16 protein-coding genes and 2 pseudogenes are annotated in these 23563 nt (G+C 58.3%); 6 read left to right on the forward strand and 12 right to left on the reverse strand.

What is annotated here, in order from left to right:
- Window positions 1-52 precede the first annotated feature (52 nt).
- The gene (locus AC07U5_RS18920) at window positions 53-343 is read right to left on the reverse strand and encodes an exopolysaccharide production repressor protein (protein ID WP_494723931.1); all 291 of its coding nucleotides are present in this window, start codon (window positions 341-343) and stop codon (window positions 53-55) included.
- 342 nt (window positions 344-685) lie between these two features.
- Here AC07U5_RS18920 and AC07U5_RS18925 point away from each other — a divergent pair, with 342 nt between their 5' ends.
- Entirely contained in the window at window positions 686-955 is a 270-nt protein-coding gene (locus AC07U5_RS18925; protein WP_062424043.1) for a DUF6074 family protein, read from the forward strand.
- Between the two features lie 28 nt (window positions 956-983).
- Here the strand turns inward: AC07U5_RS18925 and AC07U5_RS18930 are convergent, their stop codons facing one another.
- On the reverse strand, window positions 984-2027 hold the full coding sequence (locus AC07U5_RS18930; protein ID WP_062445031.1) for a LacI family DNA-binding transcriptional regulator: 1044 nt from the start codon (window positions 2025-2027) through the stop codon (window positions 984-986).
- Window positions 2028-2189: 162 nt separating this feature from the next.
- Between AC07U5_RS18930 and AC07U5_RS18935 the strand changes: the two genes are divergently transcribed.
- The 3 genes from AC07U5_RS18935 (at window position 2190) to AC07U5_RS18945 (ending at window position 5881) form a co-directional block, all read left to right on the forward strand.
- Window positions 2190-3710: a sugar ABC transporter ATP-binding protein gene (locus tag AC07U5_RS18935; protein ID WP_494723932.1), complete on the forward strand. Its 1521-nt coding sequence runs from the start codon at window positions 2190-2192 to the stop codon at window positions 3708-3710.
- A gap of 64 nt (window positions 3711-3774) precedes the next feature.
- Complete coding sequence (locus tag AC07U5_RS18940; RefSeq protein WP_494724279.1) at window positions 3775-4788, forward strand: ABC transporter permease; 1014 nt, start codon at window positions 3775-3777, stop codon at window positions 4786-4788.
- Between the two features lie 145 nt (window positions 4789-4933).
- Entirely contained in the window at window positions 4934-5881 is a 948-nt protein-coding gene (locus AC07U5_RS18945; RefSeq protein WP_062424047.1) for a substrate-binding domain-containing protein, read from the forward strand.
- A gap of 175 nt (window positions 5882-6056) precedes the next feature.
- Here the strand turns inward: AC07U5_RS18945 and AC07U5_RS18950 are convergent, their stop codons facing one another.
- The 3 genes from AC07U5_RS18950 to AC07U5_RS18960 all read right to left on the reverse strand — a co-directional run bounded on the left by AC07U5_RS18950 (window position 6057) and on the right by AC07U5_RS18960 (window position 11489).
- Window positions 6057-7319, reverse strand: coding sequence for an NAD(P)/FAD-dependent oxidoreductase (locus tag AC07U5_RS18950; protein ID WP_494723933.1), 1263 nt, complete (start codon window positions 7317-7319; stop codon window positions 6057-6059).
- Between the two features lie 138 nt (window positions 7320-7457).
- Window positions 7458-8954, reverse strand: coding sequence for a glycosyltransferase family 39 protein (locus AC07U5_RS18955; RefSeq protein ID WP_494723934.1), 1497 nt, complete (start codon window positions 8952-8954; stop codon window positions 7458-7460).
- Between the two features lie 246 nt (window positions 8955-9200).
- Complete coding sequence (locus AC07U5_RS18960; protein WP_494723935.1) at window positions 9201-11489, reverse strand: NADP-dependent malic enzyme; 2289 nt, start codon at window positions 11487-11489, stop codon at window positions 9201-9203.
- 650 nt (window positions 11490-12139) lie between these two features.
- Between AC07U5_RS18960 and AC07U5_RS18965 the strand changes: the two genes are divergently transcribed.
- Window positions 12140-14569: a glucose/quinate/shikimate family membrane-bound PQQ-dependent dehydrogenase gene (locus AC07U5_RS18965; protein ID WP_494723936.1), complete on the forward strand. Its 2430-nt coding sequence runs from the start codon at window positions 12140-12142 to the stop codon at window positions 14567-14569.
- 257 nt (window positions 14570-14826) lie between these two features.
- Window positions 14827-16257, forward strand: coding sequence for a mannose-1-phosphate guanylyltransferase/mannose-6-phosphate isomerase (locus AC07U5_RS18970; RefSeq protein ID WP_111847504.1), 1431 nt, complete (start codon window positions 14827-14829; stop codon window positions 16255-16257).
- A 35-nt stretch (window positions 16258-16292) separates the two neighbouring features.
- Here AC07U5_RS18970 and AC07U5_RS18975 read toward each other — a convergent pair whose 3' ends face one another.
- The 7 genes and pseudogenes from AC07U5_RS18975 to AC07U5_RS19005 all read right to left on the reverse strand — a co-directional run.
- Window positions 16293-16985: a ParA family protein gene (locus AC07U5_RS18975; RefSeq protein WP_062424054.1), complete on the reverse strand. Its 693-nt coding sequence runs from the start codon at window positions 16983-16985 to the stop codon at window positions 16293-16295.
- A 123-nt stretch (window positions 16986-17108) separates the two neighbouring features.
- Entirely contained in the window at window positions 17109-18197 is a 1089-nt protein-coding gene (locus AC07U5_RS18980; RefSeq protein ID WP_062424055.1) for a protein-glutamate methylesterase/protein-glutamine glutaminase, read from the reverse strand.
- Window positions 18198-18203: 6 nt separating this feature from the next.
- Complete coding sequence (locus AC07U5_RS18985) at window positions 18204-19052, reverse strand: CheR family methyltransferase (RefSeq protein ID WP_494723937.1); 849 nt, start codon at window positions 19050-19052, stop codon at window positions 18204-18206.
- Between the two features lie 12 nt (window positions 19053-19064).
- Window positions 19065-19559 carry a chemotaxis protein CheW gene (locus AC07U5_RS18990; RefSeq protein WP_062424057.1) on the reverse strand — a complete coding sequence of 165 codons (495 nt, stop codon included), beginning with the start codon at window positions 19557-19559 and terminating at the stop codon, window positions 19065-19067.
- A gap of 98 nt (window positions 19560-19657) precedes the next feature.
- Complete coding sequence (locus tag AC07U5_RS18995; RefSeq protein ID WP_343109154.1) at window positions 19658-21361, reverse strand: methyl-accepting chemotaxis protein; 1704 nt, start codon at window positions 21359-21361, stop codon at window positions 19658-19660.
- Window positions 21362-21494: 133 nt separating this feature from the next.
- Window positions 21495-22550: pseudogene (locus AC07U5_RS19000) on the reverse strand (methyl-accepting chemotaxis protein); the annotation flags it as partial.
- 288 nt (window positions 22551-22838) lie between these two features.
- Window positions 22839-23558, reverse strand: a pseudogene (locus AC07U5_RS19005) (MCP four helix bundle domain-containing protein); the annotation flags it as partial.
- Window positions 23559-23563: the final 5 nt, after the last annotated feature.

A 23563-nucleotide genomic window follows, 5' to 3' on the forward strand; every position in this document is an offset into this window, starting at 1 on the left:
GCTATTTCGCACCTGCGAAATATATTCAAAGCGCTTCAGGAGGTCAGCGCGGTCAGATGTCCTTCAGCGTCGAGCGATGACGACTGACGGCCGAGATGGGTTCCGGGCCTGCCTGGTCGGCTGAAGCAGGTCGGTCTTTTTGAAATTCCAGTGTCTTGCGCATGCGCTTCTTCTCGCGCGATACCATGAAGACGACACCGATGAAGTAGCAGATCTGAATGACGACAAGCGAGATGGCCGTCTGTATCAACGTCGTGTAGAACGAGCCATGGATCCAATAGGTCGCCACTGCGAACACCAGCAAGGCGCAGATCATGCTGACGAAAACGCGGGGCGCGTACATGTCTCTCTCCTCGCCTGATGCTATCCCAGTTTGCGGGATACAATTTTTCATCGGTTCTTTTTCCATAAAATATATGGGCAAATTGGCATCGTTTCAACCAAGTAATAGGCTCAAATACCCCGCTGAACATGAAATTCAGGTAAGGTTTCAAGGTAAAAATCTGCTCAACAAGGATATTTTCGCATCAGAGAATGCACCCTCGCGCGGTCGCCCGTCACGAGAATCCTAAGCAAACCGTGACGTCCCGTTGCCGATAACCGGTTCCGCTTCGCCTCTGCAGACTTCGTTAACTATGTAGCCCGTAAAACTTGGGAACCGATTCTCAAGCTGTCAGGTGTACGTGTGTCCAAGCGTTCCGAAGTAATTGCGTTTCCCGTCAAAAATCGTGTCCGCGACATTCAGCGTTGCGTTGACATGCTGGAGACCCTCCAAGGGGATCAGGCCAACCGGTTTTGGCGGGATGAGTGCCGCGCGCTTGCTGCGCATCTGACGGAACTCGGCTACGACGACACAGCCATGCGCCATGAGGTCATGGAATTCCAGAACGCGGTCCAGGCGCAGCTCTGGGCGCAATCCCAGACCGAAGAAGCCGCACGCCGCGATACTTACTAAAGGCGTTTCGTAATCCGTCGATCGGCGTCTAGCTTTTGTCGCGCGACTTGTGGCTGCGCCGTGAAGGTGCTGCGACGGAGTTTCTCACCACCAGGTCGGGTGTCAGCAACACTTCCTGTTGGGTCGGCTCTTCATTGTTGAGAAGCTGCAACAGAAGCGCCATTGCATGTTTGCCGATGGCGCTGCGGGGCTGGCGAATGGTCGTGAGCGGCGGCGACATGAAGACGGCTTGCGGAATATCGTCAAAGCCGGTGACCGAAAAATCGTCTGGCACATCATAGCCGCGAGCTGAGAGGCCGATCATGACGCCAATGGCTGTCTGGTCGTTGACGCACATGAAGGCCGTCGGCAACCTGTCGCGCATGAAAAGCTGCTCCACCGCCAGCCTGCCGCTCTCCAGTGTCCCATCACCTTCCAGGATCATGCGGCTACTTTTGGGAAGTCCAGCCGCGTCCATCCCTTCGTCGAACCCTGCGCGTCTTCGCATATAGGCAAGGCGGACTCTGGAATCGCCAATGAAGGCGATGTGTTCATGGCCCTCGGCAATCAGCATATCCACGACTTTGCGAGCGCCGGCGGTATCATTGACGCCGACATAGGGAATGCCGCCATTGAAGATCGGCTCGAAAACGCCGACGCTTGGCGGAAGGCGCGCCGTCATGGCCTGATGGCCGAAGGGCAATATGCCGGTAAAGAGAATAAGGCCGGCCGTCTGGTTGGCGTTGAGGAATTTCAGATATTCCAGACCGCGTTGGGCATCGTTCTGCGTGTGGCCGATCAATATGCCATAGCCGTGCGCCCGCGCCTCATTCTCCAGTCCAATGAGGATATTGGAAAAGTTGGGGTCGCCGATATCGGGTGCCACGACGAGAATCATGTTGGAACGGCCGAGTCTCAGGCTACGCGCGACCGCATTGGTGGTGTAGCCTGTGACGGCAATGGCTTGATTGACCTTCAACCGGGTAGAATTGGCAACCTTTTCAGGGTTGTGGATGGCGCGCGATACGGTGGCAATCGATACCTCCGCAATACGGGCTACATCTTCTATCGTGGCTGGTGGCGAATTGGACAAAGATAAGCCTCGGGTCTATCTGCGACCGGACACTACACACGCCGCGCGTTGCGTCAAATGGATTGATCACATCTGTGTACCAACTGCGAATGTAAACCTTTACATCGATCATGTAAAGGTTTACACCAGCCTTGCGGAATGGGAGCCGCATGGAGGAGTGGGATGGAAACCGTCGAGAACGGCAATGCTGTGCTATGCGCGCGCCGGGTTTCAAAATCGTTCAATGGAGTGCAGGTCCTTTTCAGCGTCAATTTCGAGCTGAAGGCAGGCGAGATCCACGCGTTGATGGGTGAGAACGGCGCCGGTAAATCGACACTGGTCAAGGTCCTCTCCGGCTTCGAGCAGCCAAGCTCCGGTGAAATCCTTCTGGACGGAGAGCCGGTGAGGCTGCCGCCGAACGGCGCCGCAGAGGCGCTCGGCATTGTCATCATTCACCAGGAATTCAATCTCGCAGACCACCTGACCGTGGCCGAAAGCATCTTCCTCGGCCGCGAGGTGACCCGCTTCGGCGTGCTCGACAGAAAGTTCATGCGGGCGGAGACGCGGCGCATTCTCGATCTCCTCAACTGTCATGTCGATGAAGACGCGATGATTTCGAGCCTCTCCATCGCGGAAAAACAGATGGTGGAGATTGCCAAAGCCATTAGCCGGGAAGCGCGCATCGTCTTCATGGATGAGCCAACCGCCGTTCTTTCCCGCGAGGAGACGAATTACCTCTTCAAACAGGTGCGTAAGCTGCGCGACCAGGGGACCAGTTTTGTCTTCGTCTCGCACAAGCTGGATGAGGTGATGGAACTGACCGACCGGGTGACCGTGCTTCGCGACGGCCATTGGGTGAAGACTGCGCCCACCTCGATGCTGGATGGCGAGGCGATCGCCCAGCTTATGGTGGGTCGCGAGCTTTCGAGCCTCTACCCTGCAAAACGCGAGCCGGACGTCGACGAACAGATTGTGCTCAATGTCAAAGGCCTCTCCACGGGTTATGTGAAGGACGCCAGTTTCGAGCTGCGCAAAGGCGAAATCCTCGGCTTCTCCGGTCTGATCGGCTCCGGCCGAACCGAGTTGATGGAGGCGATTGTCGGTATCAAGGCAAGCCAGGCGGGAGAGGTGGAGGCCAATGGCGTCACGCTGCCATCGCATGATCTGCACGCGTCGATCGATGCGGGGCTGGCTTACATGACCAAGGATCGCAAATCCAAGGGCCTCTTGCTTGGCTCGGGAATGGGTCTCAATCTCACCCTGCAATCGCTCGACCGACATGGCCGCTTTGGCTATCTCAGCTCCGGCAGTGAGGCGAGAGCGCTGGAAAAGGCGCGCCGCCGCTTCGATATCCGTGTGCGAGACGGCAATGTGATGGTTGGCCGCATGTCCGGTGGCAACCAGCAGAAGCTTCTGTTGGCGAAAGTCATGGAGACCGAGCCGAAGATCATCATCATCGACGAGCCGACACGCGGCATCGATGTCGGGACCAAACAGCAAATCTATCATTTCATCTCGGCGCTTGCGCGAGACGGTCATTCGATCATCGTCGTCTCTTCCGAAATGCAGGAAGTCATCGGACTTTGCACCCGCGTTGCGGTGATGCGCGAAGGTCGGATCGTCGGCATGCTCGAGGGCGACGAGATCAACGAACACGAAATCATGCGCTATGCCGCCGGATTGAAAACAAAAACAGCCGCCTGAACGACCCTGTCAATTGAAGGGTCGTCGTGGGCAACAGGGGCAGGACGGGAGGTCTGTTGTGGGTATGAGTGTAAGTGAAGACGGCAAGGAAAAGAGTGTCCGCCGGTCGCGATCCTTTCGTGACGTGGATTTGCGCGCCGTGGCGCCCTTTGTTGCGCTGTTACTGCTTTTGATCGTCGGCGCGCTGGTCAACCCGAACTTCATCAGCATCAACAATCTGGCCAATGTCGCAACCCGTAGCGCTTTCATTGCGATCATCGCCGTCGGCGCTACCTTCGTCATTTCCGCCGGAGACCTTGATCTCTCGGTCGGATCCATGGTTGCCTTCGTTGCAAGCCTTATGATCCTGCTGATGAATTCCGGCACGATTACCGACCCCGCACTGATGCTGACAGCGGCGATCGTGTTCACCGTCATTGCCGGTTCGCTCTGTGGTCTCGCCAATGGCCTGATCACAACGGTCGGCAAGATCGAGCCTTTTATCGCAACGCTTGGTACGATGGGCGTTTTTCGCGGCCTGACGACCTGGCTGTCCCAGGGCGGCGCGATCACGCTGCGCGAACCACAGTTGCAGAGCATGTACCGACCTGCCTATTTCGGTACGATCTTCGGCATTCCCGTTCCGATCATCGTCATCCTTGCGGTGACGGCCATTGCGGCTTTCATCCTCTACCGCACGCGCTATGGCCGGCATGTAACTGCAGTCGGATCGAACCGCGACGTTGCCAAATATTCGGGCGTCGCCGTCAACCAAGTCCGCACCATCGCCTTCGTCATCCAGGGACTTTGTGTCGCGATCGCCGTTCTTCTCTACGTACCGCGGCTTGGCTCCACATCCGCCACGACGGGCATGATGTGGGAATTGCAGGCTATTACGGCCGTCGTCGTTGGTGGTACGGCGCTGAAGGGCGGGGCAGGGCGCGTATGGGGCACCATTTGCGGCGCTTTCATTCTCGAACTCGTCGGCAACATCATGCTGCTCTCCAACTTCATCAGCGAGTATCTGATTGGTGCCATCCAGGGTGCGATCATCATCATCGCCATGTTGGTGCAGCGTTCGCTGATGCGCCAGCGATGACAGCTGGCTGCCCCAAGGCGGGGCGGCTAGCTCAAAGTCTTGGAGCGCCCCTGCCTGTCTCATGGACATATGGCGCTCCGGAAACACCGGGTCGAGAGGTCGCCCGGCTTCGGAATTGAGACCTTATCTGTTGGGAGGAAGACACATGCGTAAAAGACTGTTGGGAATGGCTGTCGCCATGGTGGCGCTGGCGGGGGCAGCACATGCGGAAGACAAGAAGGTTACGATCGGCGTTTCGATCCCGGCCGCCGACCATGGCTGGACATCGGGCGTGGTGTTTCATGCCGAACGTGTTGCGAAGCTTCTGATGCAGGAGCATCCGGGCCTCAACGTGATCGTCAAGACATCGCCCGATGCAGCAACCCAGGCGAATGCGGTACAGGATCTGGAGACCCAGGGCATCGATGCGCTGGTCATCCTGCCGTCCGATCCTGATCCGCTGGTCAACGCGATCAAGGAAGTCAAAGGCAACGGCAAGTTCGTCGCCCTTGTCGACCGCGCTCCAAGCGTCAATGACGACACCGTGCGCGATCTCTATGTCGCCGGCAACAACCCGGCACTCGGCGAAGTCGCGGGCAAGTACATCGCGGAGAAGACACCGGAAGCTGAAGTCGTCATCATTCGCGGTCTTCCGATCCCGATCGATCAGCAGCGCCAGGACGGTTTCGACAAGGGCATTGCTGGCTCGAAGGTGAAGGTTCTCGACCGCCAGTTCGGCAACTGGAACCGCGACGATGCCTTCAAGGTGATGCAGGACTATCTGACGAAGTATCCGAAAATCGACGTCGTATGGTGCCAGGATGACGACATGGCCGTTGGCGTTCTGCAGGCCATCGAGCAGGCTAAGCGTACCGACATTCAGTATGTCGTTGCCGGTGCAGGCTCCAAGGACATGATCAAGAAGGTCATGGATGGCGACAAGATGATCCCCGTCGACGTTCTCTATCCGCCGTCGATGGTGGCAACCGCCATGGAACTGACCGCTGCCAACTTCTACGATCAGGTTCCGGTTCGCGGCACCTATATCCTGGATGCCACGCTGGTGACGAAGGACAACGCGAAGGACTTCTACTTCCCGGATTCGCCGTTCTGATCGTATCGAAGCATATGATGAGAGGCCCGCTGTCGAAGCGGGCCTTTTGCGTTTAGAGCACCCTGCGCCGTGTTGGGCGCACCATCTTCTTTGATATACGCATCGTGCTTTCCGAAAAGCGATTCCGATTTTCGGGCCGATGCTGTAAGGTCAATTTACTTCACAATGCTGTCGCTCAAGAGAAGCGATTGGCGCGGAAGGGGTCGACGGGGATCGACGTATCGCGCTCGCAGACCAGTTCCGTGACAAGACGTGCTGTGGCCGCTGATTGCGTCAGTCCGAGATGGCCGTGGCCGAAGGCGTAGATGACGGAGCGCGCGGCGCGCGACGGCCCAATCACTGGAAGACTGTCCGGCAGCGAGGGGCGGAACCCCATCCATTGCTGACCGCCTTCGGTTTTCAAGCCGGGCAGGAAGCGGCTCGCCTTCTTCAGCATCGCTTCGGAGCGGCGGAAGTTCGGCGGAAGGTCGAGGCCGCCGAGTTCCACAGCACCCCCCACACGCACGCCGCTCGACAGTGGCGTGACGACAAAGGCATGGTCGTTGAAGTAGATCTGGCGTTTCAAATCGAAGCTGCCTGCGGGAAGGGTGGTGTTGTATCCACGCTCGGTTTCCAGCGGAACGTCATTGCCAAGAGATGCGGCAAGCGGCTTCGACCAGGCGCCAGCTGCCAGGATCACCTTGTCAGCGTCGATCTTGTCGCCATTGGCAAGCGTCACGATGGTGCTTTCGCCCACCGCTTCGATCCTTACGGCTTCACCTTTTCTGAAGCTAGCACCGCGCGCAATTACGAGTTCGGCTATGGCTTTGGTAAACTCGTGAGGGTCGCTGACCTGAAGGCCTGACGGCGTATAGACCGCGTGCTTGAACTGCGGCGCGAGACCAGGCTGCAGCTCATCGATCTCGGTGCGGCCGATCTTGGAGAAGACGAAACCGGCTTTGGCCTTCTCATCCCAGTGATGGCTGGACGCATCGAAGCTCGCGCTCGTATCGTAGAGATCGAGCGTGCCGGTGTTGGAGATGAAGGAGGACAGTTCCGGCATCGCGGCAACATGCTGCATCTCGGATGCGGCAAGCGCCATCATCCGCGTCTGCACCCGCATGCCATGTTCGAACATGCGCGGCGAACTGGCTTTCCAGAAACGCCATAGCCAAGGTGCGATTTTGTGGGCGTAGGCCGGCGGAACGCTGAGCGGGCCGAGCGGATCGATCAGCCACTTCGGCGCCTTCTTCATGATCCCGGGGGCTGGCATCGGAATGATTTCCGGAAAGGCCAGGATGCCGGCATTGCCGGCACTGGCGCCGCGGGCAATTTCGCCGCGCTCCAGAAGCGTGACGGACTTCCCTTCATTCTGCAAATAAAGCGCCGACATGACGCCGACGATCCCCGTGCCGATAACCAGCACTTCGCATTTGCCCAGAGAGCCGTTTCTATCCATGTCTCATCCATTCGGAACGAGATAAGCGCCGATCGCAAATCCGTCGCTTGCCTACCATTTTTGAATATTGTTTGTCGACTGGGGCGTTTCGTGGAAGTCCACGCCCAGCAGTTCAAGAGCCAGCGTCGTGCTTCAGGGCTACTTCGGGGATTTCACCACATTGTCCGGCGTGATCAAAGCATAGCTGAACCGCTGCATCTTGCCTTCGACAGGAAAGTACATCGGCGCCTCGAATGTGTTGACGCTTACGTCGCTCAACGTCACACCCATTTGCGCCTGCAGCCAATCCACCATGCCAGCCGACTGGTCGCGTCCGGTAACCCAGACAAACAACACGGGATGATCGCTCGACAGCGCGAAGGCCGGATCGAAGTCGTCATAGGTGGTGGTGGCAACCGTGGTGTCTGGAAAGACAAACCGCAGGTTTCCACCGGTGTACCAGTCGGAGGTCACGATGAGAGAAGGCGAGATTCCCTTCTCTTGAATATGCTGCCGGAACACCTGCCAGTCGTTGTTGGATCTCGATGTCTTGCCGAGCATCGCCTGGACCGGCACGGAGACGATCAAAGCGACTGGCAAAATGGCCATTACGACGAGGCAGACGGGGAGAACTTTCTTGACGAAAACGGCCGGATCGAATGACCTCTGTTCAAGCCACAGCGCTGCGAGGATCGGGAATGGCATGACGAGCGGGAGCAACCATCTGTCTCTCACCTCCGTCATCGTCGTTGCTATGATGACGATGAGGAGAACCGCTGCAAGCGCGATGAAGTAATGCAGGAAGAAGCGGAGCCAAGGCGAGACCTGTTGCTCGCCGGCTGTGGTGTCCGTCCTCTTCACACTTGACGCAAAAAGCACCAGTGCAGGCAGGATCATCACAATCGCCGATCCCGAAAAGACGTGCGCGATGCCCGTCAGGATCTGCATCCACCGGCTTTCCGGTGCCTCTTCCGCCATCCGCCGCAGTGTCACGTCCGAGGCAAATTGCAGGTTGTCGAAGAGCCATATCGAATGCGGCAGGAAGACGAGCAGGCTGATCCCGATCGTCAGCAGAATGCGCCAATCGAAGATGCGCTCGCGCCCCTTTGGATGAAGCCAGACGGCAAGGAGGATCGCGGGAAGGATGAGAACGAAATTGTATTTCGACAGCATCCCAAGGCCGACCGCAACTCCGGTCAGCACATAGCCCATCGTGGTTGGCGTCTTAAGAAGCCGGACGCTCAGATAGATCGCCCAAAGGCTGGTCAGCATCAGCATCGTCGTGTGGGTGAGATCGCGCTGCGCTTGCCAGAACAGTTGAGGGCTCACGAAGAACGCCAGCGACGCAACCAGGACCAGAGACTTCTCTCTCAAGACGAGGTCCGACAGTTTCACATAGGTCGCAAATACCAGAAAAAGAATGAGGTTCTTGGCAACGGCGAGACCCAGCATCGAGGTGCCGAAGATCGCAAAGATTGCCTGCTGATACCAGTTGTAGAGCGGCGGCTGGGCGTCATAGCCGAGCGCCAGCCACTGGGCAAACAGCACCTGCTGCGCTTCGTCTATGCGTAGTGCCGGAGGGAGCAGGAGACGAACGGCGATCTGAATGAGAAAGTAGACGCCAAAAAGGGCAATCACCGCGTTCGGATTGTTCACCAGAGAGCTTGTGAGTCGCCTGTAGAGACTGTTTATGCCCGACGCTCTATGCTCCAGACCTGTGCAGAGTGCCATTATGGATCCAGCTTTTCGTCATGCGCATTCGCCAGACTGGAGAATGTTTGCGGGGCGTTTTAGCATGGACTAATTATTTTGCGCGCGAAAAATCACGCTTTCGAGACAGAAAATTCTAGGGGATCTTTCGCGTAGCGAGGATGCCCGGCCCACCGGGCACCCCCCTTGGCATTAGCGTCCGGCGTTGTAGGCCGCGATCGCGGCCATGTTGACGATATCGCTGTCCTTCGCACCCATGGCGGTGATCTGTACCGACTTGTCGAGACCGACCAGCAGTGGACCGATCACGGTAGCTCCACCAAGCTCCTGCAGCATCTTTGTGGAGATCGACGCGGAATGGATCGCCGGCATGACGAGAACATTGGCCGGTCCAGAGAGCCGTGCGAACGGATACTGGCTCTGCATCTTTTGGTGGTTGAGGGCGATGTCTGCCGCCATTTCACCGTCCACCTCGAAGCTCACATTGCGCTTGTCGAGAATGCGAACCGCTTCGCGAACCTTGTCGGAGCGCTCACCGACGGGATGGCCGAAGGTGGAATAGGCAAGCATCGCAACGCGCGGCTCGTAGCCGAAACGCCGCGCCAGTCCTGCCGCTTCTTCCGCGATATCCGCCAGGTCTTCGGCCGACGGCATGTCGTGAACGGCCGTATCCGCGACAAAGACGGTGCGATTGCGCGAGACGACAAGAGAGACGCCGATGACGCGGTGGCCGGGCTTGACGTCGATGCAGCGGCGCACGTCTTCAAGCGCTGTGGAGTAGTTTCGTGTCGTGCCGGTCACCATCGCGTCCGCATCGCCCATCGCCACCATGCAAGACGCAAAATGGTTTCGGTCGTTGTGGATCAGGCGCTGGACATCGCGCAGCAGCAAGCCTTTGCGCTGCAGGCGGGCATAGAGGTAATCGATGTAGAAATCGACCCGCTCGGACAGGCGCGCATTGGTGATCTTGATGTTCGGACGGTCGAGATCGATGCCAGCGCGCTCGGCATTGGCCTTGATGATGTCGTCGCGCCCAAGAAGGATGGCGGTGCCGAGCCCTTGAGCGGTGAACGAGATCGCCGCACGCATGACTTGCTCTTCTTCGGCTTCGGCGAAGACCACGCGCTTTGGCGAGCGGCGGACGCGCTCGTAGAGGCGCTGCGTGGTGGATGCCATCGGGTCGCGGCGTGCAGATAGTTCGCGGGCATAGGCATCGAGATCGGGGAGCACGAGGCGCGCAACGCCTGTCTCGATCGCAGCCTTCGCGACGGCGACAGGGATCGCCGAAATCAGGCGGGGGTCGAAGGGAACAGGGATGATATACTGAGCCCCGAAGCGGGGGCGGTTGCCCTGATAGGCAGCAGCCACGTCGTCTGGCACGTCTTCGCGGGCGAGATCGGCGAGCGCCTGGGCCGCTGCGATCTTCATCTCGTCATTGATCTGGCTTGCACGCACATCGAGCGCGCCGCGGAAGATGTAAGGGAAGCCAAGAACATTGTTGACCTGGTTTGGATAATCCGAACGCCCCGTTGCCATGATGGCGTCATCGCGAATGCGCGAGACTTCTTCCGGTGTAATTTCCGGATCGGGATTGGCCATGGCGAAAATGATCGGCTTCGGTGCCATGGAGCGGATCATCTCTTCGGTGAAGGCGCCCTTCTGCGAGAGACCGAACACCACATCCGCACCCTTCATCGCTTCTACGAGTGTGCGGTTGTCGGTCTTCGTTGCATGAGCCGACTTCCACTGGTTCATGCCCTCGGTGCGTCCTTGATAGATGACGCCCTTGGTATCGCACATGGTGATGTTGGCAGGGTTGAAACCCATGGCCTTGATCAGGTCCATACAGGCGATCGCTGCCGCACCTGCGCCGTTGCAGACGAGCTTGGTGGTGTTGAAGTCGCGACCAGTCAGCGCAATGGCATTGATGAGGCCGGCAGCGGCAATGATGGCGGTACCGTGCTGATCGTCATGGAACACCGGAATGTCCATGAGTTCGCGCAGACGGCTTTCGATGATGAAACATTCCGGCGCCTTGATATCTTCGAGGTTGATGCCTCCGAAGGAAGGGCCGAGATAGCGCACGCAATTGATGAAGGCGTCTGCGTCTTCAGTGTCCACTTCCAGATCGATGGAGTCGACATCGGCAAAGCGCTTGAAGAGGACGGATTTGCCTTCCATCACCGGTTTGGACGCCAGTGCGCCTAAGTTTCCGAGGCCAAGGATGGCAGTCCCGTTGGAAATGACCGCCACCATGTTGCCGCGCGTCGTATAGTCATAGGCGGTGGCAGGATCCTCCGCGATCGCCTTCACCGGCACTGCGACGCCAGGGGAATAGGCCAGCGACAAATCCCGCTGCGTTGCCATCGGCTTGGTCGGAACGATTTCAAGCTTGCCGGGACGGCCTTCCGAATGGAAATCCAGGGCTTCCTGATCCGTAACCGATGTTCTTGTGCTGGCGGGCTTTGACGAGTCTGACATGAGCTTGCGGTACTTTCCGTCTATCAACAGTATAAAATCTCTGCCGTAGTTATTGTATTTTCGGCGCTGGTGCCAAGGACTGAATGTTGTTCACTGCAGCAAAATTGAAGGCCAGGGCCACCAAGAGAGATTCAATCGATTAGTTTGCAATTCCTCTTGTTAATCTTTGCTTCGGACGTCAGGCGCCGTGTGGATAACGGGGGAGGGCAATGCGCTTTTGTGCTGCTGTCGCGTCCACACCATCGGGAGTTCGTGGTTTACGCCGGCTCACAGCCTTTTCTGCCCGAGGGACTATTGATAAGTCCTCCTTATGAAAATGACTCTTTCGCCATTGTCATTCCGGCCCAGACGACGCTATACCGCCGGTAGTGGTTTTGGATGACGGCAATGTCTCGTCCTCCGAACCCTGGGAGGATTTGTTCTGGTATTTTGGTCGTCGGCCACAGGGTCGGCGACGATCTATGCAATGAATGGATCGATATGACTGTCACGGCGGACGTCTTTCCCCTCAATCGTCCTTGTTCGGTTGCGCCAACCTCATCGAGGTCGCGTCCAGAGACTCTTCCTGCGAACTGTCCCGGCGGTGCCGGAAACCGAACGATTATCGAGCCTTCCTTTTTTCGGCGGCTCTCCAACCGGATATTGACTCTATGAATAAATCTGCAAATTCACTTTCGCTTCCAGCCAGATTATGGCTGTTGGTGCTGGGCGTGGTCATCCTGGCCGCGGGCTTGTTCTTCGCCATCGGCGGTGGCAAGCTCTTTGCCCTTGGCGGCAGCCCCTATTTCGTCACGGCTGGTGCAGCGCTCGTCATCTCAGGCCTGCTGATCATCCTGCGCAAGCCTGCCGGCGCACTTCTTTTCGGCCTTGTTTTCATCGGCACCGCCATCTGGGCGGTGTGGGAAGCAGGGTTACACTTCTGGCCGCTGATCTCGCGTTTGCTGGCGATTGGCGTCGGTGCAACGGTGGTTGCGCTATCCTATCCGCTTTTGCGGCGCGCGCAGGGTAAAACACCTGCCTATGGTTCCTCCTTTGCCGTCGCTGCCATCTTGGCCATCGCCTCCGGTGCCGGTTTTGCCGGCATGTTCGTGCCGCATCCAACTGTCGCCTTCAAGGGCGAGGCGGCTCAATTGACTCCGGTGACGGCTGGCGATGAGCAGAAGAACTGGGAGCACTACGGCAATACCGCAGGCGGCAGCCGGTTCGTGGCTCTGGATCAGATCACCCGTGACAATGTCAAAGACCTCAAGGTCGCGTGGACTTATCACACTGGCGATACGCCGATCAGCCCCGGTGCAAATGGTGCGGAAGATCAGGAAACGCCGCTACAGGTGGGCGACACTGTCTTCCTTTGCACCCCCCACAATAATGTCATCGCTCTCGATGCCGATACGGGTGCTCAGAAGTGGAAGACGGACATCAACGCCAAGTCGTCCGTCTGGATGCGCTGCCGTGGCCTTGCCTATTTCGACGCTAAGGCACCGTTGCAACAGCCGACCGTACCTGGCTCTACGCCTGTCACGCCCGTGACCGTTGCAGACGGTGCGCTTTGCCAGCGTCGTATTCTGATGAACACGATCACGGCTGAACTGATTGCGCTCGATGCCGATACTGGCGCGTTTTGCCCGGACTTCGGCACCAATGGTCGCGTCGATTTGAAAGTCGGGCTCGGCAATGCGCCTGATCCGCAATATGTGCTGACCTCAGCACCAACGCTTGCGGGCACCACGGTCGTGGTCGGTGGTCGTATCGCCGACAACGTCCAGGTAGATATGCCAGGTGGCGTGATGCGTGGCTTCGACGTGATGACCGGCGAACTGCGCTGGGCCTTCGACCCTGGCAACCCCGAGATCACCAAGCTGCCGCCCGAAGGCCAGACCTATACGCGCTCCACGCCGAATGTTTGGGCCGCAATGTCCTATGATCCGGCGCTGAACACTGTCTTCATGCCGGTCGGCAGCCCCTCCGTCGATCTTTACGGCGCAACGCGCACGCCGCTCGACCATAAATATGGCGCATCGATGCTCGCTCTTGACGCCACGACGGGTCGTGAAAAGTGGGTTTACCAGACGGTCCACAACGACCTCTGGGATTTCGACGTGCCGATGCAGCCAAGCTTCATCGACTTCCCGAAGGCGGGTGGTACAACCGTGCCCGCTCTCGTTTTCGGCACCAAGGCAGGCCAGATCTACGTCCTCGACCGTGCCACGGGTCAGCCATTAACCAAGGTGGAAGAGGTCCCGGTCAAGCCGGCCAATATTCCGAACGAGCGCTATGCGCCAACACAGCCGCGGTCCGTCGGCATGCCGCAGATCGGTGCGCAGACCCTGACCGAAGCGGATATGTGGGGCGCGACCCCATTCGATCAGCTTCTGTGCCGTATCGCTTTCAAGGGCATGCGCTACGACGGCCTCTATACCGCGCCTGGCACTGACCTGTCGCTCAGCTTCCCGGGCTCGCTTGGTGGTATGAACTGGGGCGGTCTATCGACCGATCCGACGACGAACACCATCTTCGTCAACGACATGCGTCTCGGCCTGTGGATCCAGATGAAGGAAGCCGCACCGACCAAGGCAACAGCAAGCGGTGGCGAAAGCGTCAATACCGGCATGGGCCTCGTGCCGATGAAGGGAACGCCTTACGCCGTCGACAAGAACCGCTTCCTGTCCGCACTCGGCATTCCCTGCCAGGCGCCGCCCTACGGCACGATGACCGCCATCGACATGAAGACACAGCAGATCAAGTGGCAGGTTCCTGTTGGCACCGTCGAAGATACCGGCCCGCTCGGGATCAAGATGGGTCTTCCGATCCCGATCGGCATGCCGACTCTTGGTGGCACGCTCGCCACGCAGGGCGGTCTGGTCTTCATCGCCGGAACGCAGGATTACTATCTGCGTGCCTTCGACACCGCGACCGGCAAGGAAGTCTGGAAAGCCCGCCTTCCCGTGGGCAGCCAGGGCGGCCCGATGAGCTACAAGTCGCCAAAGACCGGCAAGCAGTACATCGTTATTTCGGCTGGCGGCGCGCGCCAGTCTCCCGACCGCGGCGATTACGTCATCGCTTACGCGCTGCCGGAATGATGACGAAAAGATGCAATGAATGACGATCGGACCCGGGAGCAATCCCGGGTTCGTGTGTTTTGGAGAGCAGAATACCGCCGGAACCGCTCACTTTGGAGGGCGTTAGGGGCCCCGCGTCGGGCAGTAACCATTTCGATCAACAGACTATTGACGGGTTGAGCTGATAAGTTTCGTATTCGCCCAAGAACGGTCATAGCGATGTTGGGAAATATCTATATGGTCGGCGCAGGCATTTTTAGCTTGGAAAGGTTTTATTTGTGAAGGAACTATCTCGAAAGATCACCCCAGTACTTCTGGCAGGCGGCGCTGGATCTAGACTTTGGCCAGTATCACGGGATCAGTTGCCCAAACAGTTCCAGCCTCTTGTCGGAGAGCTTTCGACATATCAGCAGACCTTAAAGCGCGTCAGCGACAAAAGCCTCTATGCGGAACCGCTGGTGATCACCAACGAGGATTTTCGCTTCTTCGCAAGACGACAGGCCGAAGAGATCGATCTGCCGGCAACCGTCGTTCTGGAACCGGCGCGCCGCGACAGCGCTGCCGCCATGGCTGCTGCAGCACTGCTGGCGGATCGCCGCGAGAAGGGGTCGCTCGTGCTGGCGCTCGCGGCAGACCATGTGGTGCTGGACAATGATCTTTTCGCCGATGCCGTGAGGCTGGGTGCGGAAGCGGCAGAGCAGGGCAACATCGTGGTCTTCGGCCTGACGCCCACCGAGCCGCGCACGTCCTATGGTTACATCAATCCTGGCGAAGCTATCAACGGGAATCCGGACCTTTGCGTTGTCGAAGCGTTCGTCGAAAAGCCGGATGAGGCGCGTGCCGTCAGCTACGTCGAGAAGGGCTATCTCTGGAATTCCGGCAACTTCCTGTTTCGCTCCGACATCATGATCGAGGAGTTGAGGAGCCATGCTCCCGAGATACTGGCCGCAGTTCAGGCGGCCGTGGAAAACCAGGAAGTCGATCTCGGTTTCGTTCGCCTGCACAAGGAAAGCTTTGAGTCCTCGCCGAAGAACTCGATCGACTATGCCGTCATCGAGAATACCAAACGCATGGCCGTCGTGCGGGGGCATTTCCGTTGGTCCGATATTGGTAGCTGGGATGCCATTTGGGAGATTGCCGACAAGCATGACGCTGACAATGCGATCGAGGGGCAGGGGATCATTATCGATTCCGAAGGTTGCCTCGTTCATTCCAACGGCCTGCTGACGACTGTCGTCGGCGCCAAGGATCTCGTCGTTGTTGCCACGAAGGATGCGGTTCTTGTCACGCCGAAGAATCGTGTTCAGGACGTCAAGGGCTTGGTGGAAACTCTGAAAAGTGGTGATCATTCCTTGAAAACGGAGCGGCACAAGCGCGCCTACCGTCCATGGGGTCATATCGAGCAGACGGATTCCGGCCACCGCTATCGTGTCAGCCACGTCAAGGTCGAGCCGGGCCACCGGATCTCGCTGCAACAGCACTATCACCGTTCGGAGCATTGGATCGTCGTTCGTGGTACCGCAACGGTCACGATTGAGGACCAGACCCGCCTACTGACGGAAAACGAGTCGGTCTATATCCCGATCGGCAAGCCTCATCGCCTGGCAAATGAGGGCCAGATCCCGCTGGAACTGATTGAAATCCAGACCGGCTCCTACCTTGGCGAAGACGATATCGTTCGACTGCACGACGACTACAAGCGCGAGTAGGATCGAAGCGTCAGCGCCCCGAAACGTGGATCGGATCAGGCTGCGGAAGACAGCCTGACGGTTCCCTGTGCCGGCAGAAGTCTCAGCACTTCATCGGCATAGGCCATGCTGTTTTGAAGTGCCTTGTCGAGATTGCTGACCTGTGACGGGTTCATCATGTGGAGATAGCCGCGGAACTCGAACATGTCGCGGAAGGCGGCACGTTCGATGATCGGCGTGTTGAGGACGTTGACGTCGCGCTTGGCCAGAAGCGCCTTTGCTGCCAGCAACGCGCGCGTGGTCACCATGGAATTCACGCGTGACAACAGCACCGAGTGCGGGATTTTGATGCCTGCACGATCGTCGAGATAGCGCAGCAGTTCCAGCACCTGTGCTGCGCCCTGCGCATCCATCGTGCTGCCCTGAACCGGGATGATGACGTGATTGGAGAGGCCAACCGCCGTCGCCAGAAGCGGGGACTGGGCGCCGGGCAGATCGACGATCACATGGTCGAACTTCTTGCGGTTGTCGAGCACATGCTGCTGCAGTGTGGTTATCGAAACATAGGTGATGACCGTAAGGTCAATGCGGTGGTCGGCATTATCGCGCCACTTCGAGAGCCAGCGCTGCGGGTCGGTGTCGATCACGCAGACGCGCAAGCCCCGCCGCGCAAGTTCCGATGCCAAGAGAAGAACTGCGGTTGTCTTGCCTGCACCGCCCTTGGTGTTTGCGAACGTGATGACTGCCATGATGAACCCGAGCGTAAAAAGAGGGAGGCGGCGATCATCGCGCAAGAAACCGCACCCATCTCATGGTGCGGTCCGATCATTCAACAATATGGTTAATAGGGTCTGAAGAGAAAGTGCGAGAAGTCAGCGTCTGTGGTCTTCCGCCATGATTTCACGGGCGATCTGATCGAGCGGAACGATCTTGTCGACGCCGCCATGCGCTATCGCTTCCTTGGGCATGCCAAAGACGATGCAGGAGGCTTCATCCTGCGCAATCGTATAGGCCCCGGCCTGATGCATTTCCAGCATGCCGCGCGCGCCATCGTCCCCCATGCCCGTCATGATCACGCCCATGGCGTTAGACCCGGCGGAGCGGGCGGCGGAGCGGAATAGAACATCGACCGACGGTCGGTGCCGGGAGACGAGCGGACCGTTTCTGACGGAGACATGATAGCGCGCCCCCTGGCGCTCCAGAAGCATGTGCTTGTCGCCCGGTGCGATCAGCACGTGGCCGCGCAAAACCGGATCGCCATCTTCCGCTTCCTTGATCTCGACTTCGCAAAGACCATTCAGGCGCTTGGCGAATGCCGCTGTGAACTTTTCCGGCATATGCTGGACGATGACCATGCCCGGTGAGTTTGCCGGCAGTCTCTCCAGCATTTCGCGCAAAGCTTCTGTACCGCCTGTGGAGGCGCCGACACAGATCACCATTTCGGTGGTGCGCGCCATCGCCTTGCCGGACGGCGGCGGCAGCACGGCATCTGCCGTCAATTTGGCCTGGGTACCAAGCGAGCTCGACCCGCGAGGCTGAGCGCGCACGCTCTTGACGCGCGCATGTGCCGCGCTCTTGACGACTTCGCAGATGCGCAAGGCGGATTCTGCCAGATGATCGGCAGCGCCGATGCGCGGCTTGAGAATGACGTCGACGGCACCGGCTTCCAGCGCCTGAATCAGCGTTTCGGACCCTGCTTCGGTCAAGGAGGAGCACATGACGACCGGGATCGGGTGCTGTGACATGATCTTCCGCAGGAAGGTGATGCCGTCCATGCGCGGCATTTCGACATCGAGCGTGATGACGTCGGGCAGGTCTTCCTGGATCCTTTTCGCCGCCATGAACGGATCGGACGCTGCCCCAATGACCTCGATCGCAGGATCGCCCTCTAGCACCGCAGTCAGCGTCTGTCTTACGCTGGCAGAGTCATCGACAATGAGGACGCGTACTTTTTTGACCATGATAACCTACTGCTTGAGGAAAACCGTGTTGGCGACCTGCTTGACCGGAAGATTGATGCCGGTGACAGATTCCGAATGCCCGATCATCAGGTAACCGCCCGGCGCCAGGCACTTGCAAAGCTCGGTCAGCACGTGAGTCTGCGTCTTCTTGTCGAAGTAGATCAGCACGTTGCGGCAGAAGATGACATGGACCGGCGCGCCGATCTCATAGGACGGGTTCATAAGGTTCATGCGGGCAAAGCCGACCTTGGCGCGCAGCTTCGGCGAGATCCTGACGTCGCTGCGATGTTTGTCGCGTGCCTGCATCACGTATTTGCGCTGCAAGGCGGAGGGTACAGGCTCCAGAAGGTCACGATTGTAAATGCCGGAATGCGCCTTCTTTAAAACGTCTGTCGAGAGGTCCGTCGCGAGAATGCTGAAATCGGAGATCACACCCTTCTCGACGGCTTCGGCCATGACCATCGCCATCGTGTAGGGTTCAGCGCCTGTCGAACAGGCGGAGCTCCACGTGCGGGGCTGTCTAATCCCCTGCTTGGCGAGCGTAGGAAGAGCGGTTTTCTCGAGAAAATCAAAATGGTTGGGTTCGCGGAAGAAGTCCGTTTTGTTCGTCGTCACCACGTCGATAAGATAGATGACCTCGTCTTTCAGACCGTCCTGGCGGAACAGGTATTCGCAGTAGTCGCCAAAGGATCGAAAGCCTGTTGCGCGCAAGCGCTTGCGCAGACGGCCTTCCAGCATCGAACGCTTGGCGTCCGTCATCTTGATCCCGCAATAATCATAAATGAAACTGGATAGCTGGCGGAAATCGCGGGTGCTCAAACTATCTTCGAAGTTGACGCTAACAGCGGTACTCAATTACTCGTCCTTTCAGGCTGCGCGCATCGGGCCGTTGTCGACCTTTGCAAGCTCACCGGCATCGCCAGAGAAAAGCTTTGCGAGATCGATGATGACGACGAAGTCGCTTTCGCGGCGAACGACACCGGCGATGTAGCTGGAGTTCCAGCGAATGCCGATGTCCGGTGCGGTCTCGATCTGGTCCTGCCTGAAAGGCGCGACTTCAAAGACCTTGTCGGCAACGAGACCAAGCGCCAGCACCTTGTCGACGAAGGGAATGTCGAGCACCAGAATGCGCGTGTGCGAGGTCTTAACGGTCTTGGTCATGCCAAGGCGCAGGCGAAGGTCGATGACCGGAACGCCCTGTCCGCGCACATCCCTCAGGCCGAGCAGGTAATCAGGGCCGTGGGGGATCTTGAAGGCTTCTTCGTGGTCGAGGATTTCACGAACGACGTCCACAGGAACCGCGAAAACTTCCTCGCCAAGGCTGAACGTCACGTATTGCATGGTAGATGTAGGGCTCGCCATTTGCGTCTTCTCCAGAAGTCTTGGTCGACATTGCCGATTGAGCGGTTGTTACGTCAGGTCAGGGGAGGCGGGCCTGGGGCCCGCATCCATAGGGTTCGTTAGCCAGCATGGCGGAAATCGCCGTCATTCTCATCCGGGCCGCCCATGGACATGTCCAAGGCAAAACCCTTGGCACGCGCTTGTTGGGCATGGACCGTACTAGTCGGGGCAGGGCGACGGCCTGGCGTTGCCGGTTTTCCAGCACTTCGTGGTGCTGCCACTGGCGTTGCCTGGCGCACGGGCGTTGGCCGAACCGCAGGTCCCGCGTTGGCACGCTCGACCTTGAAGAAGGCGATGCTCGTTTGAAGCTCTTCGGCCTGTGCGGCCAGTTCTTCGGATGTTGCAGAGACTTCTTCGGAGGCACCGGAATTCTGCTGCGTCACCTTGTCGAGCTGCTGGATCGCCTCGTTGATCTGGCTTGCACCGATATCCTGCTCGCGGCAGGCTGCAGAGATTTCCGAGACCAGTTCCGCCGTCTTACGAATGTCTGGAACCAGGCGGTTCAGCATTTCGCCAGCTTCGGTCGCAACCTGAACCGTCTCGCCGGAGAGCGAGGAGATTTCAGCGGCGGCCGCCTGGCTGCGTTCTGCCAGCTTGCGCACTTCAGAAGCAACGACGGCAAAGCCCTTGCCATGCTCACCGGCGCGTGCAGCTTCGACAGCGGCATTCAGTGCGAGAAGGTCGGTCTGACGCGCGATTTCCTGGACGATAGAGATCTTTTCAGCAATCGTGCGCATGGCGACGACAGCACGGCCGACGGCTTCACCGCTGGCCTCTGCATCCTTGGAGGACTGGCGAGCGATCTTTTCGGTCTGAGCAGCATTATCGGCGTTCTGCTTGATGTTGGCGGCCATTTCTTCCATCGAAGCGGAGGCTTCTTCGGCAGAGGATGCCTGTTCGGTTGCACCCTGTGACAGCTGTTCGGAAGACGAAGACAGTTCCTGGCTGCCGGAGGAGACGTTGTCTGCCGCGGCCAGCGCGTCACCGACGACACCACGCAGGCGTTCCACCATGTCGTCGACATGCGTCAACAGGACACCGATTTCGTCGCGGGAGTTTACCTGAACATTCTCCGTCAGATCGCCTTCGGCGACCTTGCGAACCGCTGTCGTTGCCCGTGTGAGGCCACGGCTAATGGAGATGCTGATCCATATTGCTGAAACAATGGACACGACGCCAGCGACTGAAGCGATGATCACAAGCGTACCGAACGTGCTTTGGTAGGCAGCGTCGCTCGCCTCATCGGCTTTCTTAACGGCGGCTTCGGTCAAGCTGGAAAGCGATTCCGTCAGGGCGTCGAGCTTTTGACCCGCAACTGTTCCTTCATTCTGGTTCAAGGCAAGCGCGTCATCACGGCGGCCCGTCTTCATGTAGCCGACAAGGCGATCTTCCAGTTTCTCATAACCAGCCCAGAACTCGCGAATTTCCGCCCACTTGCCTTTAAATTCTTCGGGTGCTGCAGCTTCGCCCGCATTAAGCGCCGTCGTGAAGTTTTTTCTCTCTTCTTCGATGGTTTCGAAGGCGGCGTTCATTTTCTGCTCGGTGGTTGCGAGCAAAAGATCGCCCTCTGCCAAACCAAGACCGTCAAATGCCTTCGCCAGATCGTTGGCCACATCATCCTGTCGGATGGGTCCCGTCATCATAGCATCTTGGAGCGTTGCCAATCGATTGAGGCCGCTGATCCCGAAAATCGCGCAGCCTGCCATCAGACCGACGAGCAATGTGAAGATCAGAGTGAGTTTCAATTTAATCGTAAAACGCATCGAGGTGTTCCTTAGCTAAGTAGGACACGTAGCCAGCGCTATCATGCCGCTTTTCAAAGAGACCTTAGGCCTGTGATGGTGGCGGGCTAGATCGCCCGCCATAGTTTCTAGAATGATTGGGTTGTACCCAGTGTCAGGCCGTTTCGCGGAAGTCGTGGTCGTTGTCGTCCGGTCCACCCATGGACATATCGAGGGCAAAGCCGTTGGCGCGAGCCTGCTGAGCATGGACGGCGCTCGTCGGTGCAGGACGGCGCACGGGAGCGGCAGACTTCGCAACTGGACGATGTGCGACCGCCGGGGCTGCATGGCGAGCCGGTGCAGAGCGAGTTGCTGCAGCGGCATTGGCACGTTCGACCTTGAAGAAGGCGATGCTGGCCTGCAGCTCTTCGGCCTGTGCGGCAAGTTCTTCTGATGTTGCAGAGACTTCTTCGGAAGCACCAGAGTTCTGCTGCGTCACCTTGTCGAGCTGCTGGATCGCCTCATTGATCTGGCTGGCACCGATATCCTGCTCGCGGCATGCGGCAGAGATTTCCGAGACCAGTTCCGCGGTCTTGCGGATATCCGGAACCAGGCGGTTCAGCATTTCGCCAGCTTCGGTAGCGACCTGGACGGTTTCGCCGGAGAGCGAGGAGATTTCAGCGGCTGCCGCCTGGCTGCGTTCTGCCAGCTTGCGAACTTCAGAAGCAACGACGGCAAATCCCTTGCCATGCTCACCGGCGCGTGCAGCTTCGACGGCGGCGTTCAGTGCGAGAAGGTCGGTCTGACGCGCGATTTCCTGGACGATAGAGATCTTTTCAGCAATGGTCCGCATGGCGACGACAGCACGGCCCACGGCTTCACCGCTGGCCTCTGCATCCTTGGAAGACTGGCGAGCGATCTTTTCGGTCTGGGCCGCATTATCGGCGTTCTGCTTGATGTTTGCTGCCATTTCTTCCATCGAAGCGGAGGCTTCTTCGGCAGAGGATGCCTGTTCGGTCGCACCCTGTGACAGCTGTTCGGAAGACGAAGAGAGTTCCTGGCTGCCGGAGGAGACGTTATCGGCTGCGGCCAGCGCATCGCCGACGACACCGCGCAGGCGTTCGACCATCGACTGGAGAGCAATGCCGAGCGTGTCCTGGTTCGAAAGCGGCTTTGGCGTAACAGTCAGATCGCCCTCTGCGATCTTATTTGCGACTGTTGCCGTTTCGCGCAGGTTCGTGACCATGTGCAGCATGGCGTTGCCCAGCGTATCCCGATCCGACAGAGGCTTCACGTCCTTGGACAGATCACCCGAGGCGATCGTACCGGCAACATCGGCGGTCGCGCGGAGATTCACAACCATGTTGCTCATGGCGATACCCAGGCGGTCCTTGTCGGAGAGCGGCTTCACGTCCTGGGAAAGATCACCTTCCGCAATGTTGTTTGCGACCGCTGCGGTGGCGCGCAGGTTGGTCGTCATCACGTTCATGCTGTCGACGAGATCCTTGATCTCGTCATTGCTCTTGATCGCGATGTCCTGATCAAGGTCGCCAAGCGCAACGGCGCGAGAAGCACGGATCGCCTGCTGCAATCCCTTATTGATACCAAGCGCAATCCATGTAGCGATCAGGATCGACAGAATGATGATCGCTGCGACGACGCTGATGAGGATCGTACGCGAGGTGTCATATTCCTCGTTGGTCGCTTCATCTGTCGCCTTCAGGTCAGCAGCGATTTCGTTGTTCAGGCTTTCCAGAGTGGTCAGCAGAGCCTTCGTGGCTTTTTCGCCGTCTCCCATGGAGATAGCACCGGCTTGGCGATTGCTTTCAGGCGTGTTGATGGTTGCAAGGCGGAGTACTTCTTCCTGCAGCTTTTCCCACGCAGGAACCGCAGCCTTCAGTTCCGTCACCTTCGCATGAATTGCTGGATTTGTCTCTTTTTCTAGCGTCGCAATAATCTGTCCAATTTTTGCGCGGTCGGTGCGGGCGGCGTCGACATAAGTTGAGATGCGAGCAGCGTCTTCATTCAATGCCGCGCTCTTCTCGTTGGCAATTGCATTTAGGATAGCGTCGGAGAGATCGCTTGAGTTGCGCAGGTTGGCGGCAGGGCCCTGTACGATATCCGTTACCGCGGCATTGAGCGATGACAGCTGGGTAATTGCCATGCCGGCCATACCCGCCGATAACAGAATGATGAGCGCAAAGGCGAGCGCGAGTTTGAGCTTTATCGTAAATCGCATTTTGG

It is taken from the genome of Agrobacterium sp. GW821-FHT02D03, from assembly GCF_059421725.1.